The following is a 15,430-nucleotide window of genomic DNA, read 5'->3' as shown; positions in this document are numbered from 1 at the left end:
CCTCCGTCCAGGACGTGGGGGGTCTCCCCGCGCTGTCCCCGGCGCTCCGAGGGGTGCGGCCATTGGCCTGCATTGCCTCTTGACGATACCTGCGCGGGCCGCTATGCCGCCCGCCGGAGGTCCCGCCCTCCGGTCCCTCCTACCCGCTTCCGCGGCCCGCCCGGCCAAAAGCGCGTTGCCCGTGCCCGGCGTGGGACAATCGACCTGGTTCAGGGCACGGGGAGCCGCCTCAGCCGGCCCCCGGAAAGCGCGACTACGAGCAGGAGACACACCTCGATGCGCATCGGAATTCTCACCGCGGGCGGCGACTGCCCCGGCCTGAACGCAGTGATCCGGTCGGTCGTCCACCGGGCCGTCGTGGGTCACGGCGACGAGGTCATCGGCTTCGAGGACGGCTTCAAGGGGCTGCTCGACGGCCACTACCGCCCCCTCGACCTGAACGCCGTCAGCGGCATCCTCGCCCGGGGCGGCACCATCCTCGGCTCGGCCCGCCTGGAGCGCGACCGGCTGCGCGAGGCCGCCGAGAACTGCGAGGAGCTGGCCCGCCGTTACGACCTCGACGCGCTCATCCCGATCGGCGGCGAGGGCACGCTCACCGCGGCCCGGATGCTGTCCGACGCGGGCATGCCGGTCGTCGGCGTCCCCAAGACCATCGACAACGACATCTCCGCCACCGACCGGACCTTCGGCTTCGACACGGCGGTGGGCGTCGCGACCGAGGCCATAGACCGTCTCAAGACCACCGCCGAGTCCCACCAGCGGGTGATGGTCGTCGAGGTCATGGGCCGGCACGCCGGCTGGATCGCGCTGGAGTCCGGGATGGCGGGCGGCGCGCACGGCATCTGCCTGCCCGAGCGCCCCTTCCAGGTCGACGACCTGGTCAAGATGGTCGAGGAGCGCTTCGCCCGGGGCAAGAAGTTCGCCGTCATCTGCGTCGCCGAGGGCGCGCACCCGGCCGAGGGCTCCATGCCGTACGCCAAGGGCGCCATCGACCAGTTCGGCCACGAGCGCTTCCAGGGCATCGGCAACCGCCTCGCCGTCGAGCTGGAGACCCGGCTCGGCAAGGAGGCCCGGCCGGTCATTCTCGGCCACGTCCAGCGCGGCGGCACCCCCACCGCGTACGACCGCGTCCTCGCCACCCGCTTCGGCTGGAACGCGGTGGAGGCCGTGCACCGAGGCGACTTCGGCCGGATGACGGCCCTGCGCGGCAACGACATCGCCATGGTGCCGCTCGCGGACGCGGTCACCCGGCTGAAGACGGTCCCGGTGGACCGGATGTACGAGGCGGAGTCGGTCTTCTAGAGCACCACGAGCCGCACACCCGGACTCGTGCGAACGGGCCTCACACCCCGTGACACGAGCCGCCCGGGCCTCACCCGGCTCCGGCGCTCCGGTCGCATCCGGGCCTCACCCGGCTCCGGTGCTCCGGTCGCGCCCGGGCCTCACCCGGCTCCGGTGCTCCGGTCGCGCCCGGGCCTCACCCGGCTCCGGCGCTCCGGTCGCATCCGGGCCTCACCCGGCTCCGGCGCTCCGGTCGCATCCGGGCCTCACCCGGCTCCGGCGCTCCGGTCGCGCCCGGGCCTCACCCCCCGGCCGTCCGCCAGAACTGGTCCACCACCCGGGCCAGGAACGCCCGTCCCGCGTCGCCCGTCGAACCGGACCGTTCCTGGCCCGTGCTGCTCCAGCTGAGCGTGGAGACCATCAGCGCCTGGTAGTCGGCGTGCAACTGCTCCAGCACGTCCTGGATCTGCGCCCGCTCCAGCGGGACGATCTTCGCCACCGGCCGCACATACGCCTGCCAGCGCGTGGTGACCGCGCTGGTCAGCAGCTCCGCCAGCTCCTCGTCGCGGCCCGTCGCCGTCAGGAACTGCGCCGCCGACAGACCGAGCGCCCGGCACAGTGCGGCGGACTGCCGCTCGTTGCCCTTCCAGCGTCCGGCCTCCTCCATCCGCAGATACGAGGCCCCGGTCATCCCGAGCTGCCGCGCCAGGTCGTCGACGGAGAGCTCCCGGGACAGCCGGTGCTCCCGCAGGGTGGAGGCGGCGGCCAGCAGCTCGCCGGGGGCACACCACAGCACTCCGGCCAGGGCGGTCAGCTCGCGTTCGCCGGGTGTCGCGACGCCGCGTTCCCAGGCGACGACGGTCTCGGCGCTGATCCGGAGCCCGTACTGGGCGGCGAGGCCGTAGGCGACATGGCCGGGCGCCATCCCCAGAGCCTCACGGAGTCGTCGCGCGGCGGGGGCGTTGAAGGGCGGGGTGGGGTGCACGGCCCCACCGTAGAAGCCTCATTCCGCTCTGGCTACGGTACGTCCCGCACAGAACACGCTTCGTAGGAACATCCTAGGCCGAACCGGTCGGACGGTACGGGAAAACGCCCCCACCAGCGCTTTCTTTCCCCGGCCCGGCACCCCCTCCCGAGGGCCCGCCACCCTTGCCGCAAGCGCTTGCCGCATGCCCCGGGGTCCGGGTCTCAGTGGCCCTCGGGCAGCCACCGGTAGTGGAGCTCGGGTCTGCCGACCTGCCCATAATGTGGACGCCGGGCGGCGCTGCCCACGGTCACCAGGTGTTCCAGATAGCGGCGCGCGGTGATCCGCGAGATCCCCAGCCGCTCCCCGGCGGCCGCCGCCGTCACCCCCTCCGCCGACCCCCGCAGGACCCGGGTCACCGCCTCCAGGGTCGGACCGCTGAGCCCCTTGGGCAGAGCGGCCGGGTGGGCGACCCGCAGCGCGCCCAGCGCCCGGTCCACCTCCTCCTGCCCGCTCGCCTCCCCGGCGGCCGCCCGGAACTCCGCGTACCGCACGAGCCGGTCCCGCAGCGTGGGGTACGTGAACGGCTTCAGCACGTACTGCACGACCCCCAGCGACACCCCCTCCCGCACCACCGCGAGGTCCCGCGCCGAGGTCACCGCGATCACGTCCGCCCCGTGCCCGGCGGCCCGCAGCGAGCGCAGCAGCCCGAGCCCGTGCCCGTCCGGCAGGTAGAGGTCCAGCAGGAGCAGGTCCACCGGGGTGCGCTCCAGCACCCGCACCGCCTCCGCCCGGGTGTGGGCCACGGCGGCCACCGTGAAGCCGGCGACCCGCTCCACGTACAGCTGGTGCGCGTCGGCGGCCACCGGGTCGTCCTCCACCACCAGGACCCGGATCACGCGGTGACCCCCTGGGCCTCACGCGCGGTGAGCGGCAGCCGTACGGTGAACCGCGCCCCGCCCTCCGCCGCCCGGTCCAGCTCCACGCTCCCGCCGTTGCGGTGCGCGGCCTGCCGCACCAGCGCGAGGCCCAGCCCGCGCCCCGCGCCATGGGTGGACCAGCCGCGCCGGAACACCTCGTCCATCGCGTCCGGCCCGATGCCCGCCCCGGTGTCGCAGACCCGCAGCAGCAGCTCCCGGTCGTCGGCCAGCGCGGTCACCGTGACCCGGGCCCGCCCGGCGGCCGAGGCGTTACGCTGCGCCGGCGCCGCCCCCATGGAGTCGCCCTCCGAGGCCGCCTCCACCGCGTTGTCGATGAGATTGCCGAGGATCGTCACCAGATCCCGCTGGGGCAGGGAGTCCGGCAACGCCCCGTCGTCGATCAGGCTGTCCTCCGCGAGCTCCAGCTCGACCCCGCGCTCGTTCGCCTGGGCCGCCTTGCCCAGCAGCAGCGCGGCCAGCACCGGTTCCTCCACCGCCCCCACCACCCGGTCGGTGAGCACCTGGGCCAGCTCCAGTTCCGCCGTCGCGAAGTCCACCGCCTCCTCCACCCGGCCCAGCTCGATCAGCGACACCACCGTGTGCAGCCGGTTCGCCGCCTCGTGGGCCTGCGAGCGCAGCGCCTGCGTGAAGCCGCGCTCGGAGTCCAGCTCACCGGTCAGCGCCTGGAGCTCGGTGTGGTCGCGCAGGGTCACCACCGTGCCGCGCCGCTCACCGCCCACCACCGGACGGGTGTTGACCACGATCACCCGGTCCGCCGTGAGGTGCAGCTCGTCCACCCGTGGCTCCGACGCCAGCAGCGCCCCGGTCAGCGGTGCGGGGAGCGCCAGCTCGTCGACGGTCCGGCCGAGCGCCTCCGCCTCCGGTTCCAGGCCCAGCAGTTCGCGCCCCGCGTCATTGACGAGCGCGATCCTGCGCCGCCCGTCCAGCATCAGCAGCCCTTCGCGCACCGCGTGCAGGGTGGCCTGGTGGTAGTCGTGCAGCCGGCTCAGCTCGGCGGCGTTCATCCCGTGGGTGTGCCGCCGCAGCCGGGCGTTGATCACGTACGTGCCGAGCCCGCCCAGCGCCAGCGCCCCGCCCGCCGCCAGCGCGAGGGCCCCGAGCTGCTCCCGTACCTGCGAGGAGACCCGCTCCACCGTGATGCCCGCACTGACCAGGCCGATGATCCGGCCGTCGTCGCGGATCGGGGTGACCACCCGTATCGAGGGGCCCAGCGTGCCGGTGTAGGTCTCCGCGAACGTCTCGCCGCGCAGCGCCTTCGCGGTGTTCCCGAGGAAGGTCTCGCCGATCAGCGAGGCGTCGGGATGCGTCCAGCGCACCCGCTCGGTGTCCATGATCGTGACGAAGGCGATCCCGGTGTCCTCGCGCACCTGCTCCGCGTATGGCTGGAGCACGGCGGAGGGGTCCGGGGTGCCGATGGCCTCCCGTACGGAGGGGGAATCGGCCACCGCCACGGCCGCCGCCCGCGCCTGCCGGGTCGCCGTCTGCTCCGCCTGCGCGGAGCCGGAGACGTACGCGAAGACCGCGCATCCGGCGACCACCGCGGCGATCAGCACGACCTGCATGGCGAAGAGCTGCCCGGCCAGGCTGCGGGGGCGGGTACGGGGGAGGCGCATGGCCACCAGTCTGCCTCGCCCGGAGCGCGCTCTCCCCGTGGCTCGAAAGAGCCCGTGAACGATATGAACGCAAGGGTGACCGGGGTCACAGGGCGGTGGATAGTCGCCGAAGCCCCCAGGGACGGGGGCGCACCCTTGACCGAGCCGAGGAGCCCCCACCATGGCCGTGGCAGCCAAACAGCGGGACCGTACCCACTATCTGTACATCGCCGTGATCGCCGCCGTGGCGCTCGGCATCCTGGTGGGCTTCACGGCCCCCGGGGTGGCCGTCGAGCTCAAGCCCATCGGCGCCGGCTTCGTGAACCTGATCAAGATGATGATCTCGCCGATCATCTTCTGCACGATCGTGCTGGGCGTCGGCTCGGTCCGCAAGGCGGCGAAGGTCGGCGCGGTCGGCGGCCTGGCGCTCGGCTACTTCCTGGTGATGTCGACCGTCGCCCTCGCCATCGGCCTGCTGGTCGGCAACTTCCTGGAGCCCGGCTCCACCCTCCACATCACGGAGGCGGCCCGCGCGGCGGGGGAGAAGCAGGCGGCGGGCGCGAGCGAGTCCACGGTGGACTTCCTGCTCGGCATCATCCCGACCACCATCGTCTCCGCCTTCACGGCCGGCGAGGTCCTCCAGACCCTGCTGGTGGCCCTGCTCGCGGGCTTCGCGCTCCAGGCGATGGGCTCGGCGGGCGAGCCGATCATCCGCGGCATCACCCACATCCAGCGGCTCGTCTTCCGCATCCTCGCGATGATCATGTGGGCCGCCCCGGTCGGCGCGTTCGGCGCGATCGCGGCAGTGGTCGGCGAGACCGGGCTCGACGCCCTGAAGTCCCTCGCCATCATCATGATCGGCTTCTACCTGACCTGTGCGCTCTTCGTCTTCGTGGTGCTCGGCACGATCCTGCGGCTGGTCTCCGGGGTGAACTTGATCGCCCTGCTGAAGTACCTGGGCCGCGAGTTCCTGCTCATCCTCTCGACCTCCTCCTCCGAGTCGGCGCTCCCGAGGCTGATCGCGAAGATGGAGCACCTGGGCGTCAGCAAGCCCGTCGTCGGCATCACCGTGCCGACCGGCTACTCCTTCAACCTCGACGGCACCGCGATCTACCTCACGATGTCCTCGCTGTTCATCGCCAACGCGATGGGCTCCCCGCTGAGCGCGAGCGAGCAGATCTCCCTGCTGATCTTCATGATCATCGCCTCCAAGGGCGCGGCCGGCGTGACCGGCGCGGGCCTGGCGACCCTCGCCGGCGGGCTCCAGTCGCACCGCCCCGAACTCGTCGACGGGGTCGGCCTGATCGTCGGCATCGACCGCTTCATGAGCGAGGCCCGCGCCCTGACGAACTTCGCGGGCAACGCGGTCGCCACGGTCCTCGTCGGCACCTGGACCAAGGAGATCGACAAGGACCGCGTCGACCAGGTCCTCGCCGGCCGCATCCCCTTCGACGAGCGGACGCTCGTCGACGACCACGGCTCCCCGGCGGACCCGGCCGACTCCGGCGACGTACCCGAGCAGCGCGAGACGGCAGCCGCCCCCGCCAAGGTCTGACCGGCCCCTTCCGAGCTACTGCGACACCCCCTGCCCGAGGACACCCGTATCCCCCGGTACGGGTGTCCTTGCTTTGACGTCGGCGTCAAGGATTACGGTCGGCCCATGCGAATCGGGGAGCTGGCCGAACGGGCCGGGATGACGACGCGGGCCCTGCGCTACTACGAGTCGCGCGGGCTGCTGCCGGCGCGGCGCGCGGAGAACGGCTACCGCAGTTACGACGAGGGGGACCTGCGTCTCCTCCAGCAGATCCGGACCCTCCAGGACTTCCGGTTCGACCTGGAGGAGACCAGGCCCTTCGTCGACTGTCTGCGGGCCGGCCACCCGGCCGGGGACTCCTGTCCCGCCTCCCTCGACGTCTACCGGCGCAAGCTCGACGAGCTGGACGCGCTGATCGGGCAGCTCACGTCGGTGCGCGCCGAGGTCGGCGCCCAGCTCGCCCGAGCCGAACTGGAGGCGTCGGCCGACCTGCCGGGCGGCCCGGAGCCCCGCTGCGAACTGGGAGGAACACCATGATCCATACCGAAGGCGTCGCCGACGTCACCGAGGAGACGTTCGACGCGGAGGTGCTGGGCTCCGGGCTGCCGGTGCTGGTCCAGTTCACCGCCGACTGGTGCCCGCCGTGCCGCCAACTCGCTCCGGTGCTGCGCGAGATCGCCCGCGAGGAGGCCGACCGGATCAAGGTCGTCCGGCTCGACGTCGACCACCACCCCGATCTCACCGTCCGTTTCGGCGTGCTGGCGACCCCGACCCTGATGGTGTTCCGGGCGGGCGAACCGGTGAAGTCGATGGTCGGCGCCCGGCCGAAGCGGAGGCTGCTCCAGGAACTGGAGGACGTTCTGACCGCCTGAGGGCTGCACAGAGAAGGAGCCCGTAGGCGCCGGGGCGACGCGCTACGGGCCCCTTCTTCGCGGGTCAGAGGCTCACGCGGGCCGGAACCACACCGTGGCCAGCGGCGGCAGCGTCAGCGAGATGCTGGACGGCCGGCCGTGCGCCGGCACCGCCTCCGCCTTGAGCGGCTCCTCATTGCGTACGTCGCTGCCGCCGTACCGGGCCGCGTCCGTGTTCAGGACCTCCACCCAGCCCTCCGTCCCGGTCTCCGGCACCCCGAGCCGGTAGTCGTGGCGGACCACCGGGCAGAAGTGGGAGACCGCGAGCAGCGGCGAGCCGTCCGCGTCGTAGCGCAGGAACGCGAACACGTTGTCCTCGGCCGCCCCGCCGTCCACCCAGCTGAACCCCTCCGGCACGGTGTCGCGCTGCCACAGCGCGGGCACCGCCCCGTACACCGCGTTCAGGTCGCCCACCAGGGTGCGCACCCCGCGGTGGTCGCCGGACGCCTCGTACGTCGGGTCCAGCAGCCACCAGTCCGGGCCGTGGCCCTCGGACCATTCCGCGCCCTGGGCGAACTCCTGGCCCATGAAGAGGAGTTGCTTGCCGGGGTGGGCCCACATGAAGCCCAGATAGGCGCGGTGGTCGGCGCGCTGCTGCCACCAGTCGCCGGGCATCTTCGCCACCAGCGCCCGCTTGCCGTGCACCACCTCGTCGTGCGAGATCGGCAGCACGTAGTTCTCGCTGTACGCGTACACCATCGAGAACGTCATCTCGTTGTGGTGGTACTTGCGGTGCACCGGCTCCTTGGTCATGTACAGCAGCGAGTCGTGCATCCAGCCCATGTTCCACTTCAGCCCGAAGCCCAGGCCCCCGCTGTCGGTGGGACGGGTGACGCCGTCCCAGGCGGTGGACTCCTCGGCGATGGTGACGACCCCGGGGTTGCGCCGGTAGACCGTCGCGTTCATCTCCTGGAGGAAGCCGACCGCGTCCCAGTTCTCCCGTCCCCCCTGCTCGTTGGGCGACCACTGGCCGTCCTCGCGGGAGTAGTCGAGGTAGAGCATCGAGGCGACCGCGTCGACCCGCAGCCCGTCGATGTGGAACTCCTCGCACCAGTACGTCGCGTTGGCGACCAGGAAGTTGCGCACCTCCGTGCGGCCGTAGTCGAACTCCAGCGTTCCCCAGTCCGGGTGCGCCGCGCGCTGCGGGTCGGAGTGCTCGTACAGCGGACGCCCGTCGAACTCCGCGAGCGCCCAGTCGTCGCGCGGGAAGTGCGCGGGCACCCAGTCCATGATCACGCCGATGCCCGCCCGGTGCAGGGCGTCCACCAGGAACCGGAAGTCGTCCGGGGAGCCCATCCGCGAGGTCGGCGCGAAGAATCCGGTCACCTGGTAGCCCCAGGAGCCGCCGAAGGGGTGCTCCGCGACCGGCATCAGCTCGACGTGCGTGAAGCCCAGGTCCTTGACGTACGCGGGGAGCTGCGCGGCCAGTTGACGGTACGTCAGGCCAGGCCGCCAGGACGCGAGATGGACCTCGTAGACGGAGAAGGGGGCCTCGTGGACCGGCCGGTCGCCCCGGTGCGCCATCCAGTCCGCGTCCTGCCACTCGTGGTGCGAGGCGGTGACCACGGACGCGGTCGCGGGCGGGACCTCGGTGTGCCGGGCCATCGGGTCGGCCCGCATGGTGTGCGAGCCGTCCGGGCGGGCGATGTCGTACTTGTACAGCGCGCCCTCGCCGACCCCGGGCAGGAACAGCTCCCACACCCCGGTCGAGCCGAGCGAACGCATCGGACAGCCCGTGCCGTCCCAGTAGTTGAAGTCGCCGGACACCCGCACCCCGCGCGCGTTCGGGGCCCACACGGTGAACCGCGTCCCTGCCACCCCCTGGTGCTCCATCGGCTCCGAGCCGAGCGCCCGCCACAGCTCCTCGTGGCGGCCCTCCCCGATCAGATGCAGATCCAGCTCACCGAGCGAGGGCCAGAAGCGGTAGGGGTCCTCCACCTCGATGGTGTTGTCGTCGTACGCGACCTGGAGACGGTACGCGGGAGCCTCCGGCACCGGCAGCACACCGGAGAAGAACCCGTCGCCGTCGTCGTGCAGTTCGGTCCGCGCCCCGCCGGCCAGCACCGCGACGGAGCGGGCGAACGGGCGCAGCGCCCGTACCAGCACACCGCCGGGGATCAGCCGCGCGCCGAGCACGTCGTGCGGCGCGTGGTGCTCGCCGGCCAGCAGCCGGCCGCGGTCCGCGACGTCCAGGGCCGGCGCCGGGCGGGCGCTCGCGCCGTCGCCGCCCTGCCGGGGTCGAGGCGGGACCGCGTCCCCGCGCCGGGCGCGCTTGGCGGGTGCGGCCTTGGTGGTCGTGGCGGCGGCCCCTGGCGCGATGGCCTCGGCGGTCTCCGTGGCTTCGACGAAGACAGGGGCGGGCGCGGGAGCGCGTGCGGGCTCCGGTGCGCTCTCCACGCTCACGGCGTCGACGTTGGCTTCGGCGGCTGCGGACTTGCGGGATGCCTTACGGGACGGCTTGCGGGCGGTCACAGGGACTGCCTCCTCGGAGGGGTTCGGAGGACGGGGGGAGATGAGGGGGTACGGGAGGGGCTCGGCCCGCCGCGGACTGAGGGGCTCAGGCCGCGGCGGACTGGGCCAGTCGCTGGATGGCGGCCATCGGGACCGGCAGCCAGTCGGGGCGGTGCCGGGCCTCGTACAGCACCTCGTACACCGCCTTGTCGGTCTCGTGGGCGCGCAGCATCTCCGGTTCGCCGCGCGGGTCGGTGCCGGACGCCTGCGCGTACCCCTCGCAGTAGGCGGCACGGCAGCGGGCCGCCCACTCCGGGTTCCACGGGCGGTGCGAGCGGGCCGCGTAGTCGAACGAGCGCAGCATGCCCGCCACATCGCGCACCGGGGGCGAGGGGCGGCGGCGCTCGTCCAGCGGGCGGGCCGGTTCGCCCTCGAAGTCGATCAGCGACCAGAACCCGTCCGGGGAGCGGAGCGCCTGGCCCAGGTGGAGATCGCCGTGCACCCGCTGCTGCGCCCAGCCGCCGCCCCGGTGCCCGAGCGCCGTCACCGCGTCGAACGCGGTGCGCAGCCCGGGGACGTACGGGACGAGCGCGGGCACCGCCTCGGCGGCGGCCTCCAGGCGCTGGGTCATCTGGGCGACCAGCTGCCGGATCTGCGTCCCGTGCAGCGCCGGGGTGGGCAGCGCGGCGGCGAGCGCGGTGTGGACCTCGGCGGTGGCCCGGCCCAGCGCCCGCGCCTCCGGCAGGAAGTCGCGGCCAGCCGTGAGCGCGGTGAGCGCGAGCTGCCAGCCGTCCCGGGCCCCGTACAGGAAGGGCTGGAGGACGCCGAGGGTGAGCGGTTCGGGGCCGGGGGCCTCGAACCAGGCGATGGGGGCCGGCACCCGTTCGCACCCCTCGCGGGCCAGGGCGAGCGGCAGCTCCAGATCCGGGTTGGCGCCGGGGAAGACCCGGCGGAAGACCTTGAGGATGTACGCGTCGCCGTAGACGAGCGAGGAGTTGGACTGTTCGGCGTCCAGCACCCGGGGGGCGAGCCCGGCCGGGATGGTGGCGGTCCGTTCGAAGCGGAGGGAGCCGAGGGCCCCCGGTCGGCGGAACCGTTCCAGCAGCAGGTCCGCCAGGCGTGGATCGTGCAGGGCGTCGTAGACGGTCCGCCCGGCCAGCGGTCCCCGCTCCACCCGGCCGACCAGCGCCCCGGTCAGCGTGGCCGGCAGCGAGGTGCGGACGCCGAGCAGGAGCTGGTAGCAGTCGCCGGCCGGAGGGGCCGATGGCGACGGCTGCTGGACGCGGACCATCAGATGGAGCAGTCCCGGCCCCGCCGCGCCGTCCAGCGGCAGCATCTCGGTGGCCGACACGAGGGAGAAGCCGGTGACCGGCCGGCCCTTGCCGGCGAACCACCGCTGACGCGGCAGCCAGTCGTGGAGCAGGGGGGCGAGGGACGGAAGCAGGGCTCCGTCCACCGTACTGCTGGGGGTTGCGCTGTTCCTCGTGCTCTTCGCCAGGGCGACGTGAGTGGATGCAGCCTCCGACATGGCATCGCGTCCTTTCCCCGGGCACACCACAGGATGCGAAGAGTGTCCCGGATTGCGGCAATGGCTGTCCGGCTGTGCGGGACGTGTCGGGAGAGGAAGGTTCTTACGGACTCGAACGGCGGAACCGTGGAGAGGCGGACTCCGTGTCAGAGTGCCCCCTGCGGCACGGCGGAAACCGCCCCGCAGGGGTTGACGCCATGTCAGGCCGGCGGCGCGTCCTTGCGCAGCCGGAACCAGTAGAAGCCGTGTCCCGCCAGTGTCAGCAGGTAGGGCCACTGGCCGATGGCCGGGAAGCGTACCCCGCCGATCAATTCCACCGGATGACGTCCGTTGAACGATCGCAGGTCCAGTTCCGTGGGCTGGGCGAACCGCGAGAAGTTGTGCACGCACAGGACGAGGTCGTCCTTGTACTCACGGGTGAACGCCAGCACCGCCGGGTTGGACGAGGGCAGCTCGGTGTACTCGCCGAGCCCGAAGGCCGGATTCTGCTTGCGGATCTCGATCATCCGCCGCGTCCAGTGCAGCAGCGAGGACGGCGAAGCCATCGACGCCTCGACATTGGTGACCTGATAGCCGTAGACCGGGTCCATGATCGTGGGGAGGTAGAGCCGCCCCGGATCGCTGGAGGAGAACCCGGCGTTGCGGTCGGGCGTCCACTGCATCGGGGTGCGCACCGCGTCCCGGTCGCCCAGCCAGATGTTGTCGCCCATCCCGATCTCGTCCCCGTAGTAGAGGATCGGGGAGCCGGGCAGCGACAGCAGCAGCGCGGTGAACAGCTCGATCTGGTTGCGGTCGTTGTCCAGCAGCGGGGCCAGGCGGCGGCGGATGCCGATGTTGGCGCGCATCCGCGGGTCCTTGGCGTACTCCGCGTACATGTAGTCGCGCTCTTCGTCCGTGACCATTTCGAGGGTCAGCTCGTCGTGGTTGCGCAGGAAGATGCCCCACTGGCAGTTCTTCGGGATCGCCGGGGTCTTCGCCAGGATTTCCGAGACCGGGTAGCGGCTCTCGCGGCGCACCGCCATGAAGATGCGCGGCATCACGGGGAAGTGGAACGCCATGTGGCACTCGTCGCCGCCCGCCTCGTAGTCGCCGAAGTAGTCGACGACGTCCTCCGGCCACTGGTTGGCCTCGGCGAGGAGCACGGTGTCCGGGTAGTTGGCGTCGATCTCCTTGCGGACCCGCTTGAGGAAGTGGTGGGTCTCGGGGAGGTTCTCGCAGTTGGTGCCCTCGCGCTGGTAGAGGTAGGGCACCGCGTCGACCCGGAAGCCGTCGATGCCCAGGTCCAGCCAGAAGCGCAGGGCCGCGAGGATCTCCTCCTGCACCGCCGGGTTCTCGTAGTTGAGGTCCGGCTGGTGCGAGAAGAAGCGGTGCCAGTAGTACTGCTTGCGCACCGGGTCGAAGGTCCAGTTGGACGTCTCGGTGTCGACGAAGATGATCCGGGCGTCCTGGAACTGCTTGTCGTCGTCCGCCCAGACGTAGTAGTCGCCGTACGGCCCGTCCGGGTCGGTGCGGGACTGCTGGAACCACTCGTGCTGGTCGCTCGTGTGGTTCATGACGAAGTCGATGATGACGCGCATGCCCCGCTGGTGCGAGGCGTCCACGAACTCCACGAAGTCGGCGAGATCGCCGAACTCCGGCAGCACCGCGGTGTAGTCGGAGACGTCGTAACCGCCGTCGCGCAGCGGGGACTTGAAGAACGGCGGCAGCCAGAGGCAGTCGACGCCGAGCCACTGGAGGTAGTCCAGCTTGGCGGTGATGCCCTTGAGGTCGCCGATTCCGTCGCCGTTGGAGTCCTGGAAGGACCGGACGAGCACCTCGTAGAAGACGGCGCGCTTGAACCAGTCGGGATCACGGTCCTTGGCGGGTGTGTCCTCGAACGTGTCGTGGACAGGCTCATTGACGATCATGGTGTGGGTGACCCTCCGGTCGGCGGGGACGGTCGCAGGACGGCGATGTGCGCGGGCGTGATGCCCGGCTCCAGGCGCACATAGAAGGCCCTGCCCCAGTGATAGGTGTCGCCGGTGAGCTCGTCGCGCACCGGTACGCGCTCGTGCCCCTGGAGGCCGAGCCGCTCCATGTCCAACGAGACCGTGGCCTCCTGGGTGTGGTGAGGGTCGAGGTTCACGACCACCAGAACGATGTTCGAACCGGAACGCTTGCTGTACGCGATCAGCGACTCGTTGTCGACGTGGTGGAAGTGCACCTCGCGCAGCTGCTGGAGCGCGGGGTTACGTCGTCGGATCCGGTTCAGCGAGGTGATCAGGGGCGTCAGCGTGCGGCCCTCGCGCTCCGCCGACTCCCAGTCCCTCGGGCGAAGTTCGTACTTCTCCGAGTGCAGGTACTCCTCACTCCCCGGCTTGGCCGGAGTGTTCTCGTACAGCTCGAATCCCGCGTAGACGCCCCACGACGGGGAGAGGGTGGCGGCGAGCACGGCCCGGGCCTCGAAGGCCGGGCGGCCGCCGTGCTGGAGGTAGCCGGGCAGGATGTCCGGGGTGTTCACGAAGAAGTTCGGCCGCATGGAGGCGGCGGCGTCCCCGGACAGCTCCGTGACGTACTCGGTCAGCTCCTGCTTGGTGTTCCGCCAGGTGAAGTACGTGTACGACTGCTGGAACCCGATCGCGCCCAGGGTGCGCATCATCGCCGGGCGGGTGAACGCCTCCGCCAGGAACACGACGTCGGGGTCCGTGCCGTTGACCTCGGCGATGACCTTCTCCCAGAACACCACCGGCTTGGTGTGCGGGTTGTCGACCCGGAAGATCCGCACCCCGTGGCCCATCCAGAACCGCAGGATCCGCACCGTCTCCGCCACCAGACCGCGCATGTCCTTGTCGAAGGCGATCGGATAGATGTCCTGGTACTTCTTCGGCGGGTTCTCGGCGTACGCGATCGAGCCGTCCGCGCGGTGGTGGAACCAGTCCGGGTGGTCCTTGACCCACGGGTGGTCCGGCGAGCACTGGAGCGCGAAGTCCAGCGCGATCTCCATCCGCAGATTGCGGGCCGTCTCCACGAAGTGGTCGAAGTCCTCCAGCGTCCCCAGCTCCGGATGGACGGCGTCGTGCCCGCCGTCCGGCGAACCGATCGCCCACGGCACCCCCGGATCGTGCTCGCCGGGCGTCAGGGTGTTGTTCGGGCCCTTGCGGTGGGTCGTCCCGATCGGATGGATCGGGGGCAGGTACACGACATCGAAGCCCATGGCGGCGACCGCCGGCAGCCGCTCGGCCGCCGTCCGGAACGTGCCGCTCACCAGGCGGGTCGGTGCGTCCGGCGAGGTGTCGTCCGGGTCCACCGGCACCCGCCGCGCCCCCTCCGAGCGCGGGAACAGCTCGTACCACGACCCGTACAGCGCCCGCTCACGCTCCACCCGCACCGCCAGCGGCTTGGACCGGGTGACCAGTTCGCGCAGCGGGTGCCGGGCGAGGACCGCTTCGGCGGCCGGGGTCAGGGCGGCGGCCAGCCGGGCGGCCGGCGGGTGGGCCGCGTCGCGCAGCGCGTCCACCGCGGCGAGCACCGCCTCGCGCCCGTTCTTCTTCGGCACGCCGGCCGCGGCCCGCTCCAGGAGCGCCGCGCCCTCCGCCAGCACCAGGTCCGTGTCGATGCCGGCCGGGATCTTGATCGCGGCGTGGCGCCGCCAGGTGGTGACCGGATCGCTCCACGCCTCCACCGTGTACGTCCAGCGGCCCTCCGACGACGGGGTGATCTCCGCGCCCCACCGGTCCGTGCCCGGGGCCAGCTCGCGCATCGGGTTCCACGGTCCGACCCGTCCGCTCGGATCGCGCAGGACGACATTGGCCGCCACCGCGTCATGGCCTTCGCGGAAGACGGTGGCGGTGACCTGGAAGGTCTCACCGACGACGGCCTTCGCCGCCCGTCTGCCGCAGTCGACGAGAGGACGGACGTCCAGGACGGGAATACGACCGATCATGGAATCACCTGGGGGCTGGAGGAGCTCGGTGTGCGGGGGAGACGGCACGGGTGCGGAGGACCGACCGCGCGTGCCGCGATGATGGGGATCTGTCCTTTGTAGCTGCTCAGCTGTCGGCTGACGGGCTGTGGGCATGGCCGCTCCTGTCCGCGTTCACTCGAATGGCACTCGAATGGATGGGTCGCGGGGGTTTCACGCATGTTTCGGATGCGTCGAGAAGGCGTGCGGGCCGGGTCGGGCTGCGTACCGGAAGAGCCTTCCCCGCATGCGGCGACGGGAAATCCAACGCTGTGTTAACTACTCGGT

At 71.7% G+C, this 15,430-nt stretch carries 11 protein-coding genes; 4 read left to right on the top strand and 7 right to left on the bottom strand.

Annotation, left to right across the window (positions count from 1 at the left end; translation table 11 throughout):
• Positions 1-276 precede the first annotated feature (276 nt).
• Positions 277-1,302 (top strand): ATP-dependent 6-phosphofructokinase, encoded by a 1,026-nt coding sequence (locus tag ACLJPL_RS12420; protein ID WP_411080823.1) that lies wholly within the window; start codon positions 277-279, stop codon positions 1,300-1,302.
• A gap of 280 nt (positions 1,303-1,582) precedes the next feature.
• On the opposite strand, the gene ACLJPL_RS12415 is transcribed toward ACLJPL_RS12420, so the two are convergent.
• The 3 genes from ACLJPL_RS12415 to ACLJPL_RS12405 all read right to left on the bottom strand — a co-directional run bounded on the left by ACLJPL_RS12415 (position 1,583) and on the right by ACLJPL_RS12405 (position 4,799).
• Complete coding sequence (locus ACLJPL_RS12415; RefSeq protein ID WP_411080986.1) at positions 1,583-2,206, bottom strand: helix-turn-helix domain-containing protein; 624 nt, start codon at positions 2,204-2,206, stop codon at positions 1,583-1,585.
• Between the two features lie 263 nt (positions 2,207-2,469).
• Positions 2,470-3,144 (bottom strand): response regulator, encoded by a 675-nt coding sequence (locus ACLJPL_RS12410; RefSeq protein WP_411080822.1) that lies wholly within the window; start codon positions 3,142-3,144, stop codon positions 2,470-2,472.
• On the bottom strand, positions 3,141-4,799 hold the full coding sequence (locus ACLJPL_RS12405; RefSeq protein WP_411080821.1) for an ATP-binding protein: 1,659 nt from the start codon (positions 4,797-4,799) through the stop codon (positions 3,141-3,143). Before ACLJPL_RS12405 ends, ACLJPL_RS12410 begins: the two co-directional genes overlap by 4 nt.
• Before the next feature lie 160 nt (positions 4,800-4,959).
• Here ACLJPL_RS12405 and ACLJPL_RS12400 point away from each other — a divergent pair, with 160 nt between their 5' ends.
• The 3 genes from ACLJPL_RS12400 (at position 4,960) to ACLJPL_RS12390 (ending at position 7,184) form a co-directional block, all read left to right on the top strand.
• Entirely contained in the window at positions 4,960-6,333 is a 1,374-nt protein-coding gene (locus ACLJPL_RS12400; RefSeq protein ID WP_411080820.1) for a cation:dicarboxylate symporter family transporter, read from the top strand.
• Between the two features lie 105 nt (positions 6,334-6,438).
• Positions 6,439-6,849: a MerR family transcriptional regulator gene (locus ACLJPL_RS12395; protein WP_411080819.1), complete on the top strand. Its 411-nt coding sequence runs from the start codon at positions 6,439-6,441 to the stop codon at positions 6,847-6,849.
• The gene (locus ACLJPL_RS12390) at positions 6,846-7,184 is read left to right on the top strand and encodes a thioredoxin family protein (RefSeq protein ID WP_411080818.1); all 339 of its coding nucleotides are present in this window, start codon (positions 6,846-6,848) and stop codon (positions 7,182-7,184) included. Before ACLJPL_RS12395 ends, ACLJPL_RS12390 begins: the two co-directional genes overlap by 4 nt.
• Before the next feature lie 72 nt (positions 7,185-7,256).
• Here ACLJPL_RS12390 and glgB read toward each other — a convergent pair whose 3' ends face one another.
• The 4 genes from glgB to ACLJPL_RS12370 all read right to left on the bottom strand — a co-directional run bounded on the left by glgB (position 7,257) and on the right by ACLJPL_RS12370 (position 15,124).
• The gene (glgB, locus tag ACLJPL_RS12385) at positions 7,257-9,695 is read right to left on the bottom strand and encodes a 1,4-alpha-glucan branching enzyme (RefSeq protein WP_411080817.1); all 2,439 of its coding nucleotides are present in this window, start codon (positions 9,693-9,695) and stop codon (positions 7,257-7,259) included.
• An 85-nt stretch (positions 9,696-9,780) separates the two neighbouring features.
• Entirely contained in the window at positions 9,781-11,202 is a 1,422-nt protein-coding gene (locus ACLJPL_RS12380; RefSeq protein WP_411080816.1) for a maltokinase N-terminal cap-like domain-containing protein, read from the bottom strand.
• Positions 11,203-11,402: 200 nt separating this feature from the next.
• Positions 11,403-13,109 carry a maltose alpha-D-glucosyltransferase gene (gene treS / locus ACLJPL_RS12375; RefSeq protein ID WP_128851048.1) on the bottom strand — a complete coding sequence of 569 codons (1,707 nt, stop codon included), beginning with the start codon at positions 13,107-13,109 and terminating at the stop codon, positions 11,403-11,405.
• Complete coding sequence (locus ACLJPL_RS12370; protein WP_411080815.1) at positions 13,106-15,124, bottom strand: alpha-1,4-glucan--maltose-1-phosphate maltosyltransferase; 2,019 nt, start codon at positions 15,122-15,124, stop codon at positions 13,106-13,108. Before ACLJPL_RS12370 ends, treS begins: the two co-directional genes overlap by 4 nt.
• Between the last annotated feature and the right edge of the window lie 306 nt (positions 15,125-15,430).

The sequence above is a fragment of the Streptomyces sp. cmx-18-6 genome (genome assembly GCF_046548915.1).
Classification (GTDB): domain Bacteria; phylum Actinomycetota; class Actinomycetes; order Streptomycetales; family Streptomycetaceae; genus Streptomyces.
Note: the sequence above shows the minus strand (reverse complement) of the source record. Positions and strands in the feature narration are given on the sequence as shown.

Bases quoted from the DNA above. Each gene is read 5' to 3' on its own strand.
- ACLJPL_RS12420 (WP_411080823.1), top strand. From the start codon at position 277: ATGCGCATCGGAATTCTCACCGCGGGCGGCGACTGCCCCGGCCTGAAC.
- ACLJPL_RS12415 (WP_411080986.1), bottom strand. From the start codon at position 2,206: ATGGCGCCCGGCCATGTCGCCTACGGCCTCGCCGCCCAGTACGGGCTC.
- ACLJPL_RS12405 (WP_411080821.1), bottom strand. From the start codon at position 4,799: ATGCGCCTCCCCCGTACCCGCCCCCGCAGCCTGGCCGGGCAGCTCTTC.
- ACLJPL_RS12400 (WP_411080820.1), top strand. From the start codon at position 4,960: ATGGCCGTGGCAGCCAAACAGCGGGACCGTACCCACTATCTGTACATC.
- ACLJPL_RS12395 (WP_411080819.1), top strand. From the start codon at position 6,439: ATGCGAATCGGGGAGCTGGCCGAACGGGCCGGGATGACGACGCGGGCC.
- ACLJPL_RS12390 (WP_411080818.1), top strand. From the start codon at position 6,846: ATGATCCATACCGAAGGCGTCGCCGACGTCACCGAGGAGACGTTCGAC.
- ACLJPL_RS12380 (WP_411080816.1), bottom strand. From the start codon at position 11,202: ATGTCGGAGGCTGCATCCACTCACGTCGCCCTGGCGAAGAGCACGAGG.
- treS (WP_128851048.1), bottom strand. From the start codon at position 13,109: ATGATCGTCAATGAGCCTGTCCACGACACGTTCGAGGACACACCCGCC.
- ACLJPL_RS12370 (WP_411080815.1), bottom strand. From the start codon at position 15,124: ATGATCGGTCGTATTCCCGTCCTGGACGTCCGTCCTCTCGTCGACTGC.